This window comes from Ahrensia marina, assembly GCF_001293565.1.
GTDB lineage: Bacteria > Pseudomonadota > Alphaproteobacteria > Rhizobiales > Rhizobiaceae > Ahrensia > Ahrensia marina.
In genome coordinates this window covers 168,747-188,592 of record NZ_JXMU01000003.1, presented here as the reverse complement: position 1 = coordinate 188,592, position 19,846 = coordinate 168,747, and the positions used below count along the sequence as shown (strand labels likewise).

20 protein-coding genes are annotated in these 19,846 nt (G+C 50.4%); 6 read left to right on the top strand and 14 right to left on the bottom strand.

What is annotated here, in order from left to right; all coding sequences use genetic code 11:
* Positions 1 to 66: 66 nt before the first annotated feature.
* The 4 genes from ygfZ to SU32_RS03745 all read left to right on the top strand — a co-directional run bounded on the left by ygfZ (position 67) and on the right by SU32_RS03745 (position 3,011).
* Complete coding sequence (gene ygfZ, locus SU32_RS03760; protein WP_211097670.1) at positions 67 to 909, top strand: CAF17-like 4Fe-4S cluster assembly/insertion protein YgfZ; 843 nt, start codon at positions 67 to 69, stop codon at positions 907 to 909.
* Positions 896 to 1,528, top strand: a complete 633-nt coding sequence (locus tag SU32_RS03755) for a YfbR-like 5'-deoxynucleotidase (protein WP_425394259.1) — start codon at positions 896 to 898, stop codon at positions 1,526 to 1,528. The genes ygfZ and SU32_RS03755 overlap by 14 nt, the downstream gene beginning before the upstream one ends.
* Entirely contained in the window at positions 1,528 to 2,064 is a 537-nt protein-coding gene (locus tag SU32_RS03750) for a tyrosine phosphatase family protein (protein WP_053997999.1), read from the top strand. The genes SU32_RS03755 and SU32_RS03750 overlap by 1 nt, the downstream gene beginning before the upstream one ends.
* Positions 2,065 to 2,150: 86 nt before the next feature.
* Positions 2,151 to 3,011, top strand: coding sequence for a mechanosensitive ion channel family protein (locus SU32_RS03745; RefSeq protein ID WP_053997998.1), 861 nt, complete (start codon positions 2,151 to 2,153; stop codon positions 3,009 to 3,011).
* 47 nt (positions 3,012 to 3,058) lie between these two features.
* On the opposite strand, the gene nadC is transcribed toward SU32_RS03745, so the two are convergent.
* Genes nadC through nadA form a run of 3 tightly spaced genes read right to left on the bottom strand, consistent with a single transcriptional unit; the run spans position 3,059 to position 6,553 of the window.
* Positions 3,059 to 3,928 (bottom strand): carboxylating nicotinate-nucleotide diphosphorylase, encoded by an 870-nt coding sequence (nadC, locus tag SU32_RS03740; protein ID WP_053997997.1) that lies wholly within the window; start codon positions 3,926 to 3,928, stop codon positions 3,059 to 3,061.
* A 4-nt stretch (positions 3,929 to 3,932) separates the two neighbouring features.
* Positions 3,933 to 5,486: an L-aspartate oxidase gene (locus SU32_RS03735; RefSeq protein WP_053997996.1), complete on the bottom strand. Its 1,554-nt coding sequence runs from the start codon at positions 5,484 to 5,486 to the stop codon at positions 3,933 to 3,935.
* A complete protein-coding gene (gene nadA / locus SU32_RS03730; RefSeq protein WP_053997995.1) occupies positions 5,483 to 6,553 on the bottom strand; it encodes a quinolinate synthase NadA in 1,071 nt (356 codons plus the stop codon). The genes SU32_RS03735 and nadA overlap by 4 nt, the downstream gene beginning before the upstream one ends.
* 263 nt (positions 6,554 to 6,816) lie before the next feature.
* On the opposite strand from nadA, the gene SU32_RS03725 reads away from it, so the two are divergent.
* A complete protein-coding gene (locus SU32_RS03725) occupies positions 6,817 to 8,052 on the top strand; it encodes an MFS transporter (protein WP_053997994.1) in 1,236 nt (411 codons plus the stop codon).
* Between the two features lie 176 nt (positions 8,053 to 8,228).
* Here SU32_RS03725 and recO read toward each other — a convergent pair whose 3' ends face one another.
* From recO to dapA, 11 genes are all read right to left on the bottom strand, one after another.
* Complete coding sequence (gene recO, locus SU32_RS03720) at positions 8,229 to 8,963, bottom strand: DNA repair protein RecO (protein ID WP_053997993.1); 735 nt, start codon at positions 8,961 to 8,963, stop codon at positions 8,229 to 8,231.
* Between the two features lie 17 nt (positions 8,964 to 8,980).
* On the bottom strand, positions 8,981 to 9,889 hold the full coding sequence (gene era, locus SU32_RS03715) for a GTPase Era (protein WP_144421024.1): 909 nt from the start codon (positions 9,887 to 9,889) through the stop codon (positions 8,981 to 8,983).
* The gene (rnc, locus tag SU32_RS03710) at positions 9,886 to 10,620 is read right to left on the bottom strand and encodes a ribonuclease III (protein WP_082376399.1); all 735 of its coding nucleotides are present in this window, start codon (positions 10,618 to 10,620) and stop codon (positions 9,886 to 9,888) included. The genes era and rnc overlap by 4 nt, the downstream gene beginning before the upstream one ends.
* Positions 10,617 to 11,360 carry a signal peptidase I gene (lepB, locus tag SU32_RS03705; RefSeq protein ID WP_201454867.1) on the bottom strand — a complete coding sequence of 248 codons (744 nt, stop codon included), beginning with the start codon at positions 11,358 to 11,360 and terminating at the stop codon, positions 10,617 to 10,619. The genes rnc and lepB overlap by 4 nt, the downstream gene beginning before the upstream one ends.
* Positions 11,361 to 11,455: 95 nt before the next feature.
* The gene (gene acpS / locus SU32_RS03700) at positions 11,456 to 11,860 is read right to left on the bottom strand and encodes a holo-ACP synthase (protein ID WP_053997990.1); all 405 of its coding nucleotides are present in this window, start codon (positions 11,858 to 11,860) and stop codon (positions 11,456 to 11,458) included.
* Positions 11,857 to 12,489 carry a DUF2062 domain-containing protein gene (locus SU32_RS03695; RefSeq protein WP_053997989.1) on the bottom strand — a complete coding sequence of 211 codons (633 nt, stop codon included), beginning with the start codon at positions 12,487 to 12,489 and terminating at the stop codon, positions 11,857 to 11,859. Before SU32_RS03695 ends, acpS begins: the two co-directional genes overlap by 4 nt.
* 188 nt (positions 12,490 to 12,677) lie before the next feature.
* Complete coding sequence (locus SU32_RS03690; RefSeq protein ID WP_053997988.1) at positions 12,678 to 14,930, bottom strand: RelA/SpoT family protein; 2,253 nt, start codon at positions 14,928 to 14,930, stop codon at positions 12,678 to 12,680.
* Between the two features lie 107 nt (positions 14,931 to 15,037).
* A complete protein-coding gene (rpoZ, locus tag SU32_RS03685) occupies positions 15,038 to 15,412 on the bottom strand; it encodes a DNA-directed RNA polymerase subunit omega (protein WP_053997987.1) in 375 nt (124 codons plus the stop codon).
* Between the two features lie 229 nt (positions 15,413 to 15,641).
* The gene (locus SU32_RS03680) at positions 15,642 to 16,097 is read right to left on the bottom strand and encodes a GAF domain-containing protein (RefSeq protein ID WP_053997986.1); all 456 of its coding nucleotides are present in this window, start codon (positions 16,095 to 16,097) and stop codon (positions 15,642 to 15,644) included.
* Positions 16,097 to 16,576, bottom strand: a complete 480-nt coding sequence (gene smpB, locus SU32_RS03675; RefSeq protein ID WP_053997985.1) for an SsrA-binding protein SmpB — start codon at positions 16,574 to 16,576, stop codon at positions 16,097 to 16,099. Before smpB ends, SU32_RS03680 begins: the two co-directional genes overlap by 1 nt.
* A 25-nt stretch (positions 16,577 to 16,601) precedes the next feature.
* Entirely contained in the window at positions 16,602 to 17,498 is an 897-nt protein-coding gene (gene dapA, locus SU32_RS03670; protein WP_053997984.1) for a 4-hydroxy-tetrahydrodipicolinate synthase, read from the bottom strand.
* A 218-nt stretch (positions 17,499 to 17,716) separates the two neighbouring features.
* Here dapA and SU32_RS03665 point away from each other — a divergent pair, with 218 nt between their 5' ends.
* The gene (locus SU32_RS03665) at positions 17,717 to 19,792 is read left to right on the top strand and encodes a lytic transglycosylase domain-containing protein (RefSeq protein WP_082376397.1); all 2,076 of its coding nucleotides are present in this window, start codon (positions 17,717 to 17,719) and stop codon (positions 19,790 to 19,792) included.
* Positions 19,793 to 19,846: the final 54 nt, after the last annotated feature.

The window sequence follows — 19,846 nt, the reverse complement described above, 5'->3', positions numbered from 1 at the left end:
TTTCCCTTGCCGTTGAACGGCATGCCGCTTAACTAAAAGCCATCTGATTTGCTTGAGGATAATGCTGTGCCGAATGTTGTTTTAGACGATCGATCACTCATCACTTTTGATGGTCCGGATGCCACGCATCTTCTGCATAATGTGCTGACCTGCAACATCGAAAAGCTTGAGCCCGGCATTGCACAGGCAGGTGCGCTGTTAACGCCGCAAGGCAAAATCATGTTTGATTTTCTGGTTAGTAAAACCGGAGATAATTCTTATCTGATAGACATTGATACAGACTCGGCGGACGCCTTCATCCAGCGGATGAAGATGTTCCGGCTGCGCTCCAAAGTGGAAATTTCTGAATCAACTGAATCACTTGTCAGCATTTCATGGGATGATGATTCAAGCGCTTCAAGCAATGGTTTACGCGACACGCGGTTTACTGATGTCGATGTATACCGCTCCTACCCGAAAGACATCGAAACCATCAACCGAACCGAGTGGGATGCACTGCGCATAGAAAACGGCGTTGCCGAAAGCGGACGGGATTTTCAACTCGGCGATGCGTTTCCGCATGATGTTTCACTCGATCAGAACAGCGGTATCGACTTTAAGAAAGGCTGCTACATCGGTCAGGAAGTCATTAGCCGTATGCACCATCGGAAAACGGCGAGACGGCGTATTCTTATCGCCCGCACAGAGACAGATTTCGGTGATGCAGTTGATTTGATCGCCAATGAAAAGCCAGTTGGAACATTGGGCACCAAAGTTGGACAAAGCGCGCTAGCCCTATGCCGTATCGACCGTGTTAAAGATGCGATGGACAATGGCGACGAGATTAAAGCGGGTAATGCACGCGTAGAACTGTCGCTCCCGCCTTCTGTTTCCTACTCATGGCCAAGCGAAAGCGATAAAGATGCCTGACCAAAAATCGGCACCTAAACGTGCCTGGCAACGGATGCTATCAGGCCGCAGACTGGACCTGCTCGACCCCTCGCCTATGGATGTGGAAATTGCCGATATCGCCCATGGCCTTGCACGGGTCGCCAGATGGAACGGACAAACATATGGCAGCCATGCTTTTTCTGTGGCCCAACACTCATTGCTGGTGGAGCAAATCGTCGAGCGTACAGTAAAATCTGCTTCACCTGCTTTGCTTCTGACAGCGCTTTTGCACGATGCGCCTGAATATGTGATCGGCGATATGATATCCCCTTTCAAACAGGCGATTGGCGCTGGCGGTTACCGCGCGGTTGAAAACCGCTTACAAGCCGCCATCAATTTACGCTTCGGGCTTGCGGGCAATACACCTGCCAGTACGAAGAAAACGATCAAAAAAGCCGACTATGTGGCTGCCTTTTACGAAGCCACACGGCTTGCTGGTTTTGACACAGAAGAAGCGGCAACCTACTTTGGAAGACCGGACAACATAACGCCCGACGGACTTGTGCTTGATCCTATGCCAACCGATGAAGCACAGTCGGCGTTTTTGTTGCGCTTTGAAACGTTAGCATCGCAGTTCAATCCGAAGAGAAAAAACTGATGCCATATTTTGCGGTATGCCCTCTATCCAAAGTCAAGCAGACTGTTACAGAGCACAAAGCCAGCCATGTATTGACGGTGCTTTCGGATGAGCAGGACGTCCCGAAACTCGGCACTATCGCACCCGGCAACCACAAAGCACTTGGCTTTAATGACATCGCCTCTCCCTTGGCAGGACATATTATGCCTGAAGAGCAGGATGTGCGCGAGATTATGATGTTTATGCATGAATGGGATCAAAAAGCCCCCATGTGCATACATTGCTGGATGGGCGTTTCACGCGCCACAGCGTCGGCATATATTGGTGTTTTAACACTGAACCCAGAAGTGGATGAAATGGAGCTGGCCAATGCACTGCGCTGGGCGGCCCCTTTTGCAACGCCCAATCCTGCCATGATCAAGATAGCAGATGACATTATGGGACGTTCCGGCCGTATGGTTGATGCTGTGCGGGCGATAGACCGCGGCGTAAATGCCTATGAAGGATCACCTTTTGTCTTTCCTCTTGATCCTGCTGACCTATATCCGGCTTCATAGCGGGTACATTGACACGATGGAACTTTTCAAGCTGACATCCCGTTGCCGTATGGCAAATTACAAATAAAACTGAGGGCCTGAACGAAATGGAAGAATTAACGCAAAATTTTGCAGAATTAAGCACGGGTATGGAAGGCTTGGTTGCGACAGTCGGCGGTCTAGTCGTCGAATATACCTTCTCTGTCATTGGAGCGATATTACTCCTTATTGTCGGCTTCTTTATCGCCGGTCAGGTTCGCAAAGCAGTTTATTCCGGCATCAAACGCACGAAAAATGCCGATGAGACTTTGGCGCGCTTCATCTCGAAAGTTGCACGCTATGCCATTCTGGCAGTCGTCGTTATTATGGTTCTTTCCCAGTTCGGCGTTCAAACAGCATCGATAATCGCGGCGCTGGGTGCGGCCGGTCTTGCCATTGGGCTGGCGCTGCAAGGCACATTGCAAAATGTTGCGGCGGGTTTGGTTCTGCTGTTCCTGCGCCCCTTCCGTGTGGGTGATTATGTCGACTGTGGCAGCTTTGACGGCATTGTCGAGGAAATCGGTCTATTCGCAACGGAATTTAAAACCCTTGACGGCTTATACCGCTTGGCGCCCAATTCGGAAGTTTGGGGCTCTCCGATTACCAATTTCTCACGCTTGCCAATCCGCCGCTTCGACCTTTCAATCGGTATCGGTTATGACGACGACATTGATCTGGCTATGAAAACAATGCGCGACGTTATTAGCGCCAATGAAGAAGTACTGACAGATCCCGAGCCGTTCCTGTTTGTTGATTCATTGGGTGACAGTGCTGTTGGCGTCACCTGCCGTGTCTGGATCAAAACACCTGTCTGGTATCCGACTAGCCGTCAATTGACGAAGGATGCGAAACAGGCGTTCGACAAGGCTGGCTTGTCCATACCGTTTCCGCAGCGCGATCTTCATATCTACAAAGATGATGCCGCGTAAAAGCTCTACAAAGATTACGAGAAAGGCACCCATCGGGTGCCTTTTTTTTAAATAATGATATCCAATCCAATATCCATGGTCGGCGCAGCCATGGTGATCTTGGAAGTCGAGATGTAATCCACACCGGTTTCCGCAATAGCTTTTATGGTGTTAATGTTCACATTGCCTGATGCTTCGAGTTTGACAGCGCCCTGATTGTCCTGACGGTTTATTTCGACAGCCTCACTCAGCTGATCGGTAGACATGTTATCCAACAAGATAACATCGGGCTTTACCTTCAGTGCTTCCCGCATCTGATCCAAATTATCGACTTCAATTTCAATCTTCACCATGTGGCCAACATAGTTTCGGGCATTTTCAACGGCTTTCGACACGCTGCCTGAAACCGCAATGTGGTTGTCCTTGATAAGGATTGCATCATCCAGTCCGTAGCGGTGATTAACACCGCCGCCGCAACGCACAGCATATTTTTCAAATGTGCGCATGCCCGGAATTGTTTTGCGAGTGTCAACAACCTTAGCGTTTGTATGGGCAATCTGTGCGGCAAATTTAGAGGTATATGTCGCGATACCGCACATGTGCATGAGAAAATTGAGCGCCACACGCTCTGCTGACAATATAGCGCGCGCGCGCCCGTTGATTGTCGCCAGCGCATCACCCGGTTTTACAACGTCTCCATCATGAGCGACGAATTCAAACCGCAATGTTTCATCCATCAGGCGAAAAGCTGTTCCTGCTAAAACAAGACCAGACACATAGCCGTGCTCGCGGCTGGCCAGCACAGCGGTCGCGTTTGCGCCAGACGCAATGGTCGCATTGGTTGTTATGTCACCTGCCCGCCCCAAATCTTCCAGCAGGGCGGCACGCACCGCGTCTTCAACCATAAGCCTTGGCAAGTGCGGAGAGATGACAGTCATTGTCTTAATCCTTATAAAAATCCGTTATAATTGCCTCACCCTGTTCCAAGGTGAGCAAAGTGCGCCGTTTCCAGTTCTCAGCTTCATCTGGAAAGTCCGTACGGGCATGGCCGCCGCGGCTTTCCTCACGGTTGAGTGCTGCGATGCACATCAGTTTGGCCGTTATTACCACATTGGTAAAGCGTAATGAGTGGCTGTTCGCCTCCAGCTCCAAAAGCCTGACAAGCGCTTCTTTCATGCCTTCTTTATTGCGCAGAACACCCATATTGGCGCTCATGCTTTCGCGCAGATCCGCCATATTCGGATGCTCGGCTTCTGTGAGGTGTTCATCTGTTTCAACCGAGCCGTCCTGCCAGTTCTCCGGCGCGTCAAATGATGTCTCCGCTTTGAGCGCATCCGCGATACGCGCGGAAAACACAACGGCCTCCAATAGAGAGTTAGACGCCAGCCGGTTGGCACCATGGGCGCCGGTCGACGTACACTCGCCGCAGGCCCAGAAACCCGGCAAAGATGAGCGTCCGTCCATGTCAGTCCAGATACCGCCCATAAAATAATGGGCCGCAGGCACAACGGGTATCAATTCTTTGGCCGGATCAATGCCCGCATCCCGGCAATAATGCCAAACAGTCGGGAACTCGTTTTCAAAATCGTGGATCGCCGTGCGGCAATCCAGATATGCGCCGCGACCGGCTTTCACCTCTGCAAATATACCGCGTGCCACCACATCACGGGGTGCCAGCTCTGCGTCTTCATGCAATGGTACCATAAAGCGGACGCCGTCATTGTTGAGCAAATGTGCGCCGTGACCGCGCAGTGCTTCCGTCGCCAATGGTGCCGGATCCTTGCCTACATCAATGGCTGTCGGGTGGAACTGAACAAACTCCATATCGGCCAGTAATGCACCGGCGCGCGCTGCCATACCGATTCCGCCGCCGCGCGCTTCCGTTGGATTGGTTGTCACCTGATATAAATGCCCGACACCGCCTGTTGCCATGACAACATTTGAGCCTTCAATTGTGACAGGCTCTTCAGCAGCACCGGCTTCAGCACGCGCAACAACGCCCGTAACATTATCGTTTTCGACAACAAGGTCTTCAACGACATAACCTTCAAGCACCCGAATGGACGGTGTTTTTTCCACGGTTCGGACAAGGGCTTGCATGATTTCCCGTCCGGCACGATCCCCTGATACCCGCACAATGCGGCTCTCGGAGTGCGCCGCCTCACGACTTACCTGAAGTTTTCCCTCCAGATCACGATCAAAAGGAACGCCGAACTCCAGCAAATCATGGATGCGGTCAGAGGCTTCGCCAGCCATCATCCGCGCAATCTTTTCATCAACAATGCCGTCACCGGCGATCAGCGTATCTTCGACATGTTTGTCGATCGTATCGCCCTGCCCGACAGCAGCGGCAATGCCTGCCTGCGCCCAGGCGGATGAAGCGCCCATACCGATGGGCGCAGCGGCCAGAACTGTTACAGCACGGGGAGCAAGTTTTAATGCGCAGAAAAGGCCGGCTAACCCGCCGCCTATAATGAGGATAGGCTTATCGGTCACTGCTTTAGGTTCACCATGCGCTCAACAGCCTGACGCGCACGGTCAGCCGTTGACGGGTCAACATGAATTTCGTCTTTCATTTCCAGCAAACTATCCAAAATTTTAGGCAGAGTGATACGCTTCATATGCGGGCACAAATTGCACGGTTTAATGAACTGGACCCCCGGAGCAGAACTCTCAATATTGGAGGCCATTGAACATTCTGTCACCAGAAGTACTTTTGGCGGACGCTGATCACGCACATAATTGATCATGCCGGATGTCGAGCCCGCATAATCGGCAATTTCCACGACCGATGGCGGGCACTCCGGATGCGCAATAATCTGAATTTCAGGATCAGCCTCTCTATAGGCTAGCAATTCTTCGGCCGTGAAGCGTTCGTGGACTTCGCAGTGCCCCTTCCAGGTCAAAATTTTGACTTTCGTCTGTGCAGCCACATTCTGGGCGAGAAATTCATCAGGAATACAAAGAACGCGGTCCACGCCAAAGCTTTCAACAACCGCAACAGCGTTTGAAGACGTACAGCAAATATCGCTTTCAGCCTTCACGTCGGCAGATGTGTTCACATAAGTGACAATCGGCACGCCCGGATAGCGCTCACGCAGCAGGCGCACATCAGCGCCGGTAATTGATTCGGCCAGCGAGCACCCCGCCTTCATATCCGGAATAAGCACTGTCTTATCAGGATTGAGCAATTTGGACGTCTCAGCCATGAAGTGAACGCCGCACTGGACAATGATATCCGCATCCACTTTCGTGGCTTCTTTCGCCAGTTGCAGACTGTCGCCTACAATATCGGCAACACAGTGGAAAATGTCCGGCGTCTGGTAATTATGGGCCAAAATCGCCGCATTGCGCTCTTTTTTCAGCTTGTTTATCGCATGGACGTAAGGGGCATAAACCGGCCATTCAATTGCCGGAATGTGCTCTTTCACCAGTTCATAAAGATGAGCTGTTTCACGCTCGACCTGTGCATTCCATTCCAATTCAGGCCTAGGCAGCACGCCATAACGTTCAGCCGCTGTTTTACCGCTGGCGCTGGTATTCGATGTTGAAACAGAGGTCATTGCCTACTCCCTTACACACGCATATCGCGCTTTATATAGGACATATCCACTGGCATAGGGGTCTGCAAGGTTTGAGCTGGAATAATCATTCAGTTTTAGGCTGAGGTAAAACAGATTAATCTGATGATTGCGCTATCATTGGCCGAAACACCGGATAGAACAGGCTTTAGCAGTACAGATAAAGAATATTTAATCCAGCCGGCAATTTTATTGAATTGCCTATTGAGCAGAAACGGTACAACTATGCCGGCCAGGAGTTCCCAATGCATATACAAAACCCGTCCGCAAAATCCGACTATCCCTGGCTTATCATTGCGTCGGGTTGCCTTATTGCAGCTATGACCTTTGGGCCTCGCTCCGCGATGGGCTTTTTTCAATTACCGATGCTTGCCGATACGGGCTGGAGCCGTTCCGATTTTGGTTTGGCCATGGCAATTCAAAACCTGATGTGGGGTGTCGGGCAGCCATTTTTTGGTGCAATTGCCGATAAATTCGGTACATGGCGCGTACTTGCTCTTTCCGGCATTATCTATGCTGGCGGATTGTTGCTTATGGCTTCGCCTGAAAACCTTTGGTATTTACATATTGGCGGCGGCCTGATGATCGGACTTGGCATTGCGTCAGGCTCGTTTGGCATTGTTATGGCTGCTTTTGCACGCAATGTAACGAGCGAACAACGCAGCTTTACATTCGGTTTGGGCACAGCGGCAGGCTCTGCCGGCATGTTTATTTTCGCGCCTTACTCGCAAGCGCTGATTAATAATTTTGGGTGGTCTGACTCGCTGCTTATCCTCTCGGCAATGATGCTTATCATTCCTGTGATCGCCATTCCGCTGCGTGGCAATTCATCTTCAGGAAGTCAGAAAAATATTGAAGTGGAACAATCGATCGGCGCCGCATTACGTGAAGCATTTTCACATCAATCATATGTGCTGCTGGCAGCGGGCTTTTTTGTTTGCGGCTTCCAGGTTGCGTTTATTACAGCGCATTTTCCAGCCTATATTGGTGATATAGGTATTGAAGCAAAATTCGCTGTGCTCGGGCTGGCTCTGATTGGTTTTTTCAATATTATTGGCTCACTGGCGTCAGGCATTATCGGACAAAAATATTCAAAGCCAATTTTCTTGGCCTTGATCTATATTGGCCGTTCAATTGCGGTAACTGCGTTTCTGCTTTTACCGCAAACAGGCACATCCGTTGTTATCTTTGCCAGCGTCATGGGGCTTTTATGGCTATCAACTGTGCCGCCAACCAATGCGCTTGTCGCGATTATGTTCGGCACACGTTATCTTGGTATGCTGGGCGGTATCGTGTTCTTCTCCCACCAGATCGGGTCATTTCTCGGTGTCTGGCTTGGCGGCTACCTCTACGACATCTATGGCTCCTATGATCCCGTTTGGTGGCTGGGTGTTATGCTGGGCGGATTTGCAGCACTGATGCACTGGCCGATCAAAGAGAAAGCTGTGGAAAGACCTCTAGCGGTTGACCCTGCGGAATAAAATGCCCTTACGACATATAATTGTCATTTAATGCTCTTATGTATTAGGCAAGTAGGATGATGGCAGCCCCCAAATACCTGCCAATGACGCGCCTCCCCAGTGCGTTCAATGCGCTCCCCCGCGCTATATCATCCCAGTTAGGCGGCCATTCTGGTCGCCTTTTTTCTGATCTGATTTTAGGTAACCGGCCATTTTTTGGTCGCCGCATGTAAGAAGCCGACACGTGATTCCGGCGGTTTTACGCCGCGGGGATAATAGATATCGCGGTCAAAAAAGAACCCCAACATATAAAATGCATCCGCCAGGTCTCCTACCGAGCATTCGCGGTTGCTTGTTTTCATAAGAAATTGCGGCAGAGGGAGCAGTTTATCTTTCCACGGCGCGCCTGCCTCCGCGCTGACAGCCTGCCCGCTTTTCGGCGATATATAAACCAGATTATCACGCACACCGCTGCCGGCGCAGCAGGACAGATCAAGCCCGAAACCCAGCTCATCCAATAGACGCATTTCAAATTTGACCATTAAAGGTCCGGCGATTTCGGGCTGGTCCAGATGTTCAAGCAGCACTTCCAGAGCACTATACATTGCTTCATGGGGATCGCGTTCCGGCAGCAGCCTTAAATGACTGCCAAGCAATTGTATCGCGTTCACACCCATGGCGCTTTCCATCAGCTTGGCCGCGGTCATTTCAACCGGTTCAATCTGATAGGTACCGAGATGCTCATCGATGCGTGCGCGCCAAACAGCTTCCACCCTGTTTCCGGGCTGAAGAAAAGGTTGCATCTTGCGGGACCGGCCGCCGCGTACAAGCCCTAAATGGCGCCCGTGTTTAGGCGTCATCAGTTCAACAATGAGACTGGTCTCACCGTGTTTTTTGCAGCCGATTATGATGCCTTCGTCGCGCCATTCCATGCGGTCAATTTACCGGATCAATCGTGAAAATCGAGCCCCATTTCGCGATAGCGCGCAGGGTCGTCGCCCCAGTTCTTGCGAACTTTCACAAATAAAAACAGATGCACTTTCTGCTCTGTCAGTTCGGCGATCTCTTTGCGCGACTGCATCGATATACCTTTGATTGCCTCGCCCTTATGGCCAAGTACAATTTTCTTCTGGCTGTCGCGTTCAACATATATAGTCTGGGTGATTTTCACCGAGCCGTCAGGCTTTTCTTCCCAACCTTCCGTTTCAACCGTTGTTGCATAGGGCAGTTCCTGATGCAGACGGTCGTAGATCTTCTCGCGTGTTATTTCCGCGGCCAGCATACGCATCGGCAAATCCGAGACCTGATCTTCGGGGTAGTACCAAGGACCTTCTGGCAGCGCCTTTGCCAATGCATCAAGTATATCCTTGCAGCCATGCCCTTTAAGCGCGGAAACCATAAAGGTTTGATCGAAAGATACACGCTTGTTCAACTCGGTTGTGAGCGCCAACAGGTCTGGTGGGTCCATCATGTCAATTTTATTTAAAATCAACCACTTAGGTTGGCGAACTTCTGAAAGTGATTCAATGATGCGCTCTTCGTCATCACGAATGCCTTTGCGTGCATCAATCATGACAAGCACAATGTCAGCGTCATAAGCGCCGGTCCACGCTGTTGAGACCATCGCGCGGTCGAGCCTTCGCTTTGGCTGGAAGATGCCCGGCGTATCCATAAAGACAATTTGCGCGTTTTCGTGCATGGCGATGCCGCGGATAAGCGTGCGGGTTGTCTGGACTTTATGGGAAACGATGGAAACTTTGGAGCCAACCAGACGGTTGAGCAATGTTGATTTTCCCGCATTTGGCGCGCCAATAAATGCGACAAATCCTGATTTTGTTACAGGTTGATCTTCACTCATTTCGAAACGCCTTTGGTTTCCGTTTTCCATACCGCTTCGCGGCGCAGTATTTTTTCAGCGGCAGCCTGTTCGGCAAGCCGTTTGGAGCGCCCTTCGGCGCGTTCCGACTTCAATTTCGCCACCTTCACCTCAATAACAAACATAGGCTCGTGGTCCGGCCCTTTCCGTGAGACTTCACTGTATACAGGCACTGTTTCATAGTTTTTATGAGACCATTCCTGCAATTCGGTTTTAGCGTCACGGCGTGCTGCTGTTACATGTGCGGCGCGCGGTTCCCAATACCGATTTATAAATTTGCGGGCTGCCGGTATGCCGCCATCAAGGTAAATTGTTGCGATAAGAGATTCAACAACATCGGCACGCATGTTTTTTTGGCGTTCAGACTGCAAATTACGAACATCTGCACCGGTTCTGATAAATTCGTGGAGCTCTAAATCGTCTGCGATCTCTGCCAGAGTTTCTGCGTTGACCAGCGCATTCAAACGAACGGAAAGCTCGCCTTCTTTTGCTTCGCCAAACCGCGCGAAAAGCATTTCGGCTACGCAAAGCCCCAATACACGGTCGCCGAGAAACTCCAGACGCTCATAGTCGCTGCCGGTGCGGTGTTGCGCGCTGGAATGGGTCAATGCGCGGTCGAGCCGCGCAATATCTTTGAACTTATGTCCCGTCAGCGCTTCAAGCTTCTCAAGCTTTTTGGGTGAAACTGTTCCAGCGGGCATTTTGATCGTCATTCTGAAGCCGATTTAAACAGACGGTCAAGACGCACGGAAGATGGCCAACGCCAGATTTCCAGCGGAGATGCGCCGTCAGCAATCGAGAAGAACACATAATTGGCACGGCCAACCAAGTTTTCCATCGGCACGAAGCCAACACTAAAGCGGCTATCGGACGAGTTATCGCGGTTATCGCCCATCGCGAAGAAATGCCCCTCAGGCACTGTAAACTCGCGCGTGTTATCCCCTGCCGTGCCTTGAGTGAGATCAAGAGTTGTATAAGTCACACCATTGGGCAAAGTTTCGCGATATACGTCAACCGCACGATCCTGCTCGGTGATATCCACATCTTCAATTGTGCCGATTTTTTCGCGCTCAACCGCCGTGCCGTTGATGTAAAGGGCGCCCTCTTTCATTTGAACAGTGTCGCCGGGCAAGCCGATAACACGCTTGATATAATCAAGGCTTGGGTCAGGCGGGAATTTGAAAACAGCAACATCGCCGCGTTCAGGGTCGCTGCCCCAAATGCGTCCTTCAAAAAGATCAGGGCTGAAAGGCAAAGAGTGCTTTGAATATCCGTAAGCCCATTTTGTTACGAACAGATAATCGCCTTCAAGCAAGGTCGGGCGCATTGAGCCGGACGGAATGGAAAATGGCTGAAACAGCAATGAGCGGATGACAACCGCCAAAAGAAGAGCCTGAACGATAACGGAAATTGTTTCACCAATACCGCCCGATTTTTTTTCAGTTTTTGCCAATTTTATATTCCGATTCTCAGATCATAGCGTCATTTGATAATGCGCGTCATAGACCTATCCCAGCCTGCTCGCAATCCCAAGATGATAAACGGCATTTATGACGCTGCAGGCAATGCTTCTATAATGACAAAAGCCTGAGCAAGCGGGAAATCATCGGTAATTGTAATATGGATGTGCGGCACATGTCCGGCCGGCATCATAGAAAGAAGCTGCGTCTCTGCGCCATTTGTCAAGTTCATCGTCGGCTTACCGCCCGGCAGGTTTGCAACGCCCATATCCCGCCAGAAAACACCTTTGGAAATGCCTGTACCCAAAGCTTTTGACATTGCTTCTTTTGCCGCAAAACGCTTGGCATAAGAAGCCGCGCGTTGCTGTCGCTTATCGGACTTTTTTTGTTCGACCTCGGTAAAGACGCGCTGCGTAAAGCGCTCACCATATTTTTCAAGCGTTTTTTCGATACGGCGGATATCTATCAAATCACTGCCAAGACCAATAATCATGATGAAGCCTCGACTTTCGATGAGCGAACAGCAGGCTCCTTGGGCTTGATGTCAGACGTATTTGCAAGTTCTTGTGTTTTGGCCTGCGCTTTCGATATCTTTTTGGAAAGACGCCGCTGCTGAAATGCCCCGACAGCCTTTCGGAGCGGAAAATAGAACAATGCTGCAGCCACAACGCCCAACGGAATGCCGCCAACAGCCATTGGCAGAATATACGGATCCCAAACGGCCTTAAATCCAAACTCTTTAAGTGTATGCAGGAAACCTTCAGCACCGGCAGAGGCTTCAACCGAGCGCCCCAAAATGGTGCGTCCCAGCCCCAATGTTGCAGCCCATATGAACGGGAACGTCAGCGGGTTTCCAACAGCTGTGCCAAGCCCTGCCGCGATGAACGAGGCTCTTAGCAACCATGCCAGCGCAAAGGACAAAACAAAATGGAAGCCCATGAACGGGGTAAAAGAGGCGAACACACCGATCGCAAATCCAAGTGCAATCGCACGCGGTGTTGCACGGATTCGCATGACCCTTTTCCAAACATAGCGGCTGGAGCGCGCATGATTACGGCGCGGCCAGAAATAGACGCGCAAACGCGTCCAAAATCCGTCCTTGTTTCGCCGTTTGAACAGCATGAAAGTCCTACCAAATGCAATATGCGGTCAGCGCAGTCAGCAAAAAGCCGACCATTGCCGCTCTTAACCGTGAGCTAGCACAAAGTCGTTTAATATGTGTTGCAGATCGCGCTAATTAATAACCTTATCGTGTGAAATTCGGGCGGCATTTTGTCTTATGTGAACATTTGCGCCATTTATCCTGCAATTTAAGAGTGTTTACGTTCTGCGGTACTAACCGCCCCCGCACTTCTTAGTTGCGAGAGCAACCGGTTTAAATGTTTTACATCCCATACTTCGAGATCAAACAGCATTTCGGTGAAGTCGGGGGCTGTGCGCGCCATCGACATTGTATGAATATTGGCATCATTGTCGGCAATCACGGTGGAAATTTCCGCCAGTGATCCGGGCGCATTGATTGCGGTTACAATAATCTGGACAGGAAAACGTTTGCGGTTCGTCTGGTCAATATCCCACCGCACATCAATCCAGCGCTCCGGCTGATCGTCATAGGCTGCAAGCGCGGATGATTGGATCGGGAAAATCGTTATGCCTTTTCCCGGCGTCATAATGCCGATGATCCGGTCACCGGGAACCGCGCCTTCCGCCGTAAAGCTGACAGGCAAGTCACCAGCCGCATTTCGAATTTCCATTGTGCGGTCGCGCGATAAATCCTCATCGCCGGAGCCTGAATTTTCAAGAAATTTGAACATCATGCCATTGGCATCGGAAAGGTTGAACCACCCCTCTCCCATTAATTCGGCATTTGGCGTACCATCATCGTCAGGCTGGAAGTCACGGAATACCGCCTTGAGCACCTTTGTGGACGACAGTTCCCCTCGTCCCACCGCTGCCAGCAAATCATCGACTTCTTTAAAGCCCAAAGCTTCCAAGCCGTCTTTGACGATCTCTCTTGAGTAGGGCTTGGCAGCACGTTCAAACGAACGGTCAAGGATACGATTGCCCAGCCCAGCATATTGCTTGCGGACAGCCATACGGGTTGCGCGGCGAATGGCAGAGCGCGCTTTGCCGGTAACAACAATGCTCTCCCATGCCGCAGGCGGCGCGGCGGCTGCCGAGCGGATAATATCGACCTCGTCGCCGCTTTGAAGCTGTGTGACCAGTGGCATAATACGCCCGTTGATTTTTGCTCCGACACAGGAATTGCCAACATCAGTGTGCACAGCATAGGCAAAATCGACAGGAATCGCGCCACGCGGCAAGGCAATCAGACGCCCCTTAGGCGTAAAGCAGAACACCTGATCATGGAACAGTTCGAGCTTTGTGTTTTCCAGGAACTCTTCAGGATTATCGCCTTCCGAAAGCGCTTCAATTGTATGGCGCAACCACGAATAAGCGTTTGTATCTTTAAAGGCCGATGTATCTTTTTTGGATGCGTTTTCACTATGCTCGTCGCCTGCACTTAAAGGCTGATCCTTGTATATGGCATGTGTTGCCACACCGAACTCGGCAATTTCATTCATTGCAACAGAGCGAATTTGCAGTTCCACACGTTGCTTGGAGGGTCCGACGATTGTCGTGTGTATCGAGCGGTAATCATTGGATTTGGGTGTTGATATATAATCCTTGAACCGGCCCGGCACCATTTTCCATTTACGGTGCACAATACCGAGCGCACGATAACAATCATCTTCATTTTCGACAATTATACGGAAGCCAAATATGTCGGAAAGTTGCTCGAATGAAAGCCCCTTTGCTTCCATTTTCCGAAATACCGACCAAGCCTTTTTCTGCCGGCTTTTGACAGAGGCATGGATGCCATTATCGGCAAGCAGATTTTTTAGCGTGGATGAAATTTCGGCCAGCGTTTCCTTATTGAATTCGGCAAGCTGGCTAAGCCGCTGACAGACGGTGCTGTAGCCGTCCGGATTAATATGCTGAAATGCGAGGCTCTCCAGCTCTTCGCGCATATCCTGCATACCCATACGTCCGGCAAGCGGCGCATAGATGTCCATTGTCTCTTCGGCAATGCGCAGACGTTTATCCGGACGCATATGGTCGAGCGTGCGCATATTGTGAAGACGGTCCGCCAGCTTCACCAGAAGCACGCGCACATCATCAGAAATGGCGAGCAGTAATTTACGCAGGTTTTCCGCCTGGGCTGCCTTTTTAGACATCAAATCAAGACGTCCAATCTTGGTCAGGCCATCGACGAGACGCGCGGTATCTTCGCCAAACATCTCTTCGATTTCGACGCGGGTCGCACTCGTATCTTCGATTGTGTCATGCAAAAGCGCGACCGCAATCGTGTTTTCATCCATATTCATGTCGGTCAGAATAGCCGCGACTTCGAGTGGATGAGAGAAATACGGGTCGCCAGAAGCCCTTGTCTGGCCACCATGTTTGTTCATGGCGTAGACATAGGCCTTGTTGAGCAGTGCTTCGTTCACATCGGGCTTGTAGCGCTGCACGCGTTCGACAAGCTCGTATTGACGCATCATAGGGTAGTATTGCTCCAACAAAAAATACGCGGTGCCAACTGGTCACCGCGTATAATATATAAGCCGCTAATTAACAGGCTTTAAAGAGCTAAATTCAGAAAATTGAATTAGTTATCGTCAGATTTTTCCGGCGGTACCAGACCTTCGATACCGGCAAGCAGTTCTTCTTCACTCATTGAGTTGAATGTAATCTGCTCAAGCGGCTCATCTTCACCGGTTGGCTGGTCAACCACATCGGCTTCCGGCTCATCAACTTCAACATGTTTTTGAAGTGAGTGAATCAGATCTTCTTCAAGATCACCTGGTGACAATGTTTCGTCTGCGATCTCGCGCAGAGCAACAACAGGGTTTTTATCATTATCACGATCGACGGTGATAGCAGCGCCTTGAGAAACCTGACGTGCACGATGGGCAGCAAGCAGGACAAGATCAAAGCGGTTTTCAACTTTATCGACGCAATCTTCGACGGTCACGCGGGCCATTTAGCGTTCCTTTTCGTCGTTTGAACGGGAAATTAGATGACCCGCTATACAGAACTCATAATCCAAACGCAAGAAATAGAAGCACCGCGAACGCAGAAAAGCGAAAACAGGACTGCCAACGCCCGAATTATATATAAGCTATCCTATCTAGAAGACGAATTCGACCGTTTTTAGACAGGCAAAACGGCAATTGCGCCCTGCCCTGAAAAATAATGGTGTGACCGGCAGTCTAGGATGAGAAAACGCTTTTTAGAATCGCTTCCAGCGCCTGCTGATCATCCGCGGTGAAAGCGGCGGGCTGATTGCTATCAATATCAAGCACACCAATCAGTTTTTTGCTCTTGTTAAAAACCGGCACAACGATCTCGGATTTTGTGGTTGATGAACACGCAATATGCCCTGGAAACGCTTCAACATCGTCAACAAGCTGGGCTGTTCCAGTTTTAGCCGCAGCGCCGCACACGCCTTTATCAAAAGGAATAACAAGGCATCCATGACCACCCTGATACGGCCCGATTTTCAACAGTTCCGGCGCGACAACGCGGTAAAAACCGGTCCAGTCAAAACGGTCGTCCGCATGGTGCAGCTCGCAGGCAAGCGTTGCCATCAACGCCACCTCGTCTGTCTCGCCTTCTGTTAGACTCTCGATCACTTTGGCTAAATAATCATAATCAACAGATGCCATTATCCATGTTCTTTCAGGATGCGTGATTTTTCACGGTTCCAGTCGCGTTTTTTCGCTGTTTCGCGCTTGTCGGCAACATTTTTACCTTTGGCCAAAGCGATTTCCAGCTTGGCGAGGCCGCGATCATTAAAATACAGCTTTAGCGGCACAATCGTCATACCCTGACGGTCGACACCATTTGCCAGTTTCACAATCTCTTTTTGATGCAGCAGCAGTTTGCGGCGGCGGCGCGGTTCGTGGTTGAACTTGTTGGCTTCCAGATATTCAGGCACATGCGCGTTAATGAGCCACATCTCGCCATTTTCATAAGAAGCATAGCTCTCGGCAATGTTTGCTTCACCATTTCGAAGGCTTTTCACTTCTGTGCCATGCAACATAATGCCGGCCTCAAAAGTTTCATCAATCGCATAATCGAACCGCGCGCGGCGGTTCTCAGCGATAAACTTACCTGTCGATTTTTTCTTTTTTGAATTACCCATAACAGTTAAATGCGAATGATTGATCTCAATTCAAGAGACCGGCATGGCGCAAAGCATCGTCAATGGCTGTTTGTGTTGATGTCTCAACGGGCAATATGGGTGAACGGACATGGTTCTCCGCTTTGCCAAGCTTTGCCAGCGCGTATTTTGCGCCAGCAACACCCGGCTCGATAAACAGTGCTTTATGCAATGGCATCAAACGGTCCTGATATTCGAGCGCTTTTGCATAATCACCGGCAAGCGTTGCGTCCTGAAACTCACAGCAAAGCCGCGGTGCTACATTGGCGGTCACCGATATCGCGCCAACACCGCCATGGGCATTATAGCCCAGAGACGTTGCATCTTCGGCCGAAAGCTGGATGAAGTCTTTGCCGCAAATCATACGCTGCATGGAGGCACGTTCCATTGAACCAACGGCGTCTTTTACGCCCCAGATATTTGCATAATCGCGCGCCAGTTGACCCATCGTTTCCGGTGTCATATCCACAACTGACCGTGCCGGAATATTATATATGAAAATTGGGATTTTCACCGCTTCAGCCATCGCTGCAAAATGAGCATAAAGGCCGCGCTGTGTCGGCCGGTTATAATATGGGGTCACCGCCAAAATGCTGTCGGCACCGGCCTGTTCGGCATGAACGGCAAAATCAACGGCTTCAACTGTGTTGTTGGAGCCTGCGCCCGCCATAACCGGCACACGGCCAGCAACATGAGCGACGACCAATTCTGTGACCTGTTTGTGCTCGTCATGCGTAAGTGTAGCACTCTCGCCTGTTGTGCCAACGGGCACGATCACCTTTGTACCTTCTTCGATTTGCCAATCAATAAAGGCGCGAAGCGCTGATTCATCCACGGCACCTGATGCATCAAAAGGTGTAATTATTGCTGTCATTGAGCCACGATAGCTTTGACGGTCGGTCATTCTAGTCTCCCAGCGGTGTGCTGATTGTTTGTTTTGCGCTTTTGGACCTAGAAGAAGCGTAACGCAAGTATCTGCGCTGCCCTGTCTTGATTTTTCCCACCGGCGCACTTTTTAAGCCACACTATTGTTACCAAAAATTAATCATAGATTTATGCAAATTTGCTACCCAGCACATATCGCGCCCCATTACTGACAATGTGTTTTGCTCCAAGGCCAATATGGACCGACAAATAAATCTTCCCAAAGTTTTACGCGGCGTGGTGATGAGCTGTGGCGCGCTCACTATGCTTGTGCTGGGACTGTATTTATTCTTTCCGGCCGAACAAGCTGTTGATCCGAACAGTACTGGCGCGGTTATCTCGACCGAAAAAGCACATGAGGATGTGCTATCGACCAAAGTGCTTGACGATCCGCCGTTAAAGGATAGTTCTCTATTGCTTCTGGAAACCGGCATCAAAGCCTTGCGATCAGGCGATATTGTTGCCGCGCTGGGCGCACGTAATGAAATGTCAGAAGCGAGCATTGACCGCGCTTTACTAAGCTGGCTGCTCGCGACATCAGGCCACCGGGATGTTCCTGCTGATGAGATCCGAGATACATTGGAAAAGCTGACGGACTGGCCAAGCCAAACCCTGATGGAAAGCAATCTGGAACGCGCAATGTCACGCGACCCGATTTCACTTGTCCGGCTTCGTCTTTTCTTGGGCGATGACGAACCGCTTACATTTCAGGGGGCATATGCGCTCGCGAAAACCTATCAGGCTACCGGCAATGAAGAGAAAGTCCGCGCACTGCTACTTCCGTTTTGGCGTGACACAGTTTTAACCGCAAGTGACGAGAATCGCGTGCTGGAAAATTTCGGTGACGTACTCACGAAGCGTGATCACGAGATACGATATTTCAATATGATGGTTCGCGACCGGATTAGCTCAGGCGGGCGCATCGCACCTACCATTGAGTATCAGGATATTCATGACGCATGGAGTGCAGTAATCCGCAAGCAAAAAGTAGCACGTGAAAAAATCGACAAAATCGGTGAAAACAAAAAGAATACAGCAGCTTACACCTATCTGAAAACAGAATTTCTCAGACGTTCCAATGAATATAGTGAAGCAATTAAGCTGTTGAATGCTGTACCACAGACGACGGAATTTGCGATAAATCCCGATGCCTGGTGGGATGAACGACGCATCATCTCCCGCCAGATGTTCGAAGATGGCAAACCGCAAATTGCCTATGATCTGGTGGCAAAACATGAAGGCGGCGAAGAAACAACACAGGTTGATGCAGCATTTCATGCGGGCTGGTATGCGCTGCGCGGTCTCAACAAACCGGAACTTGCTGTTCCGCATTTCGAGAAAATTATCGAGATTGCAAAAGGCAATATTTCCAAAGCACGTGGCTATTACTGGCTTGGCAGAGCTTTACCGGATGAAGAGCAATCGAAACAGGCTTATCAACAAGCTGCCAAGTTCGATACAACCTTCTACGGCCAGTTAGCGGGTGAACATTTGGGACAGGTACCGGCACTCTCGGGCCAGCCCATCGCAGTCAATAATATTGATGATAATCAAATACTTGCGGCAATTGATCGTCTCATTCAACTCGATGAAACTAACTTGGCACGCAAGGCATATGTCGCGCTTGGATGGTCGGAAGATGATTCATCGGTTCTAAGCTCGGCCGCCGCGCACGCTTCTAAAAACGGTGATTATTATGCTGCGCTGAAATTGATAAAAGCTGCCGATTGGCGGGGGCTTGATATGGGATCGCTCACCCACCCGCTTGGCGCAATTTCGGATGCGACAGGTTTGGAGGCAAAGGACCACGCACTCGCCTATGCTGTTGCCCGCCAAGAAAGCGAGTTCAATGTGGCTGCTGTCTCACGCGCAAATGCGCGCGGCTTGTTACAAGTGCTTCCTGCCACCGCAAAGCAAATGGCACAGGCTCAACAGATGCCATATGCACCGGAAAAACTGACCCGTGATGCAAATTATAATGCGCGGCTTGGTGTTGCCTATTTAAACAGTCAATTTGAAAAGTTCGGCGGTTCCTACATTCTGACTTTTGCCGCCTACAATGCAGGCCCAAGGCGCGCTGAAGAATGGATAGAGCGTTTCGGTGATCCGCGCGGTAAGCCTCTTTATGAAGTCATCGACTGGATTGAGAGCATTTCTTATCCGGAGACCCGCAGCTATGTTCAGCGCCTTATGGAAAATTTGCAGGTTTATAAAACCCAGCTAGGCCAGAAAAGTTCGATCGAACAGGATCTACGCTTTGGCACAAATCCGTAAAAATAGACACTTAAACAGCATATGAGCCTACAATTTGTACAGTATTCGACCTAT

Coding starts and splice junctions, on each gene's coding strand:
- SU32_RS03725 (WP_053997994.1), top strand. CDS start 6,817: ATGCATATACAAAACCCGTCCGCAAAATCCGACTATCCCTGGCTTATC.
- SU32_RS03665 (WP_082376397.1), top strand. CDS start 17,717: ATGGACCGACAAATAAATCTTCCCAAAGTTTTACGCGGCGTGGTGATG.
- acpS (WP_053997990.1), bottom strand. CDS start 11,860: ATGATTATTGGTCTTGGCAGTGATTTGATAGATATCCGCCGTATCGAA.
- recO (WP_053997993.1), bottom strand. CDS start 8,963: ATGGAATGGCGCGACGAAGGCATCATAATCGGCTGCAAAAAACACGGT.
- nadA (WP_053997995.1), bottom strand. CDS start 6,553: ATGACCTCTGTTTCAACATCGAATACCAGCGCCAGCGGTAAAACAGCG.
- rnc (WP_082376399.1), bottom strand. CDS start 10,620: ATGACGATCAAAATGCCCGCTGGAACAGTTTCACCCAAAAAGCTTGAG.
- SU32_RS03690 (WP_053997988.1), bottom strand. CDS start 14,930: ATGATGCGTCAATACGAGCTTGTCGAACGCGTGCAGCGCTACAAGCCC.
- nadC (WP_053997997.1), bottom strand. CDS start 3,928: ATGACTGTCATCTCTCCGCACTTGCCAAGGCTTATGGTTGAAGACGCG.
- dapA (WP_053997984.1), bottom strand. CDS start 17,498: ATGACCGACCGTCAAAGCTATCGTGGCTCAATGACAGCAATAATTACA.
- smpB (WP_053997985.1), bottom strand. CDS start 16,576: ATGGGTAATTCAAAAAAGAAAAAATCGACAGGTAAGTTTATCGCTGAG.
- SU32_RS03745 (WP_053997998.1), top strand. CDS start 2,151: ATGGAAGAATTAACGCAAAATTTTGCAGAATTAAGCACGGGTATGGAA.
- SU32_RS03695 (WP_053997989.1), bottom strand. CDS start 12,489: ATGCTGTTCAAACGGCGAAACAAGGACGGATTTTGGACGCGTTTGCGC.
- rpoZ (WP_053997987.1), bottom strand. CDS start 15,412: ATGGCCCGCGTGACCGTCGAAGATTGCGTCGATAAAGTTGAAAACCGC.
- SU32_RS03750 (WP_053997999.1), top strand. CDS start 1,528: ATGCCATATTTTGCGGTATGCCCTCTATCCAAAGTCAAGCAGACTGTT.
- SU32_RS03680 (WP_053997986.1), bottom strand. CDS start 16,097: ATGGCATCTGTTGATTATGATTATTTAGCCAAAGTGATCGAGAGTCTA.
- era (WP_144421024.1), bottom strand. CDS start 9,889: ATGAGTGAAGATCAACCTGTAACAAAATCAGGATTTGTCGCATTTATT.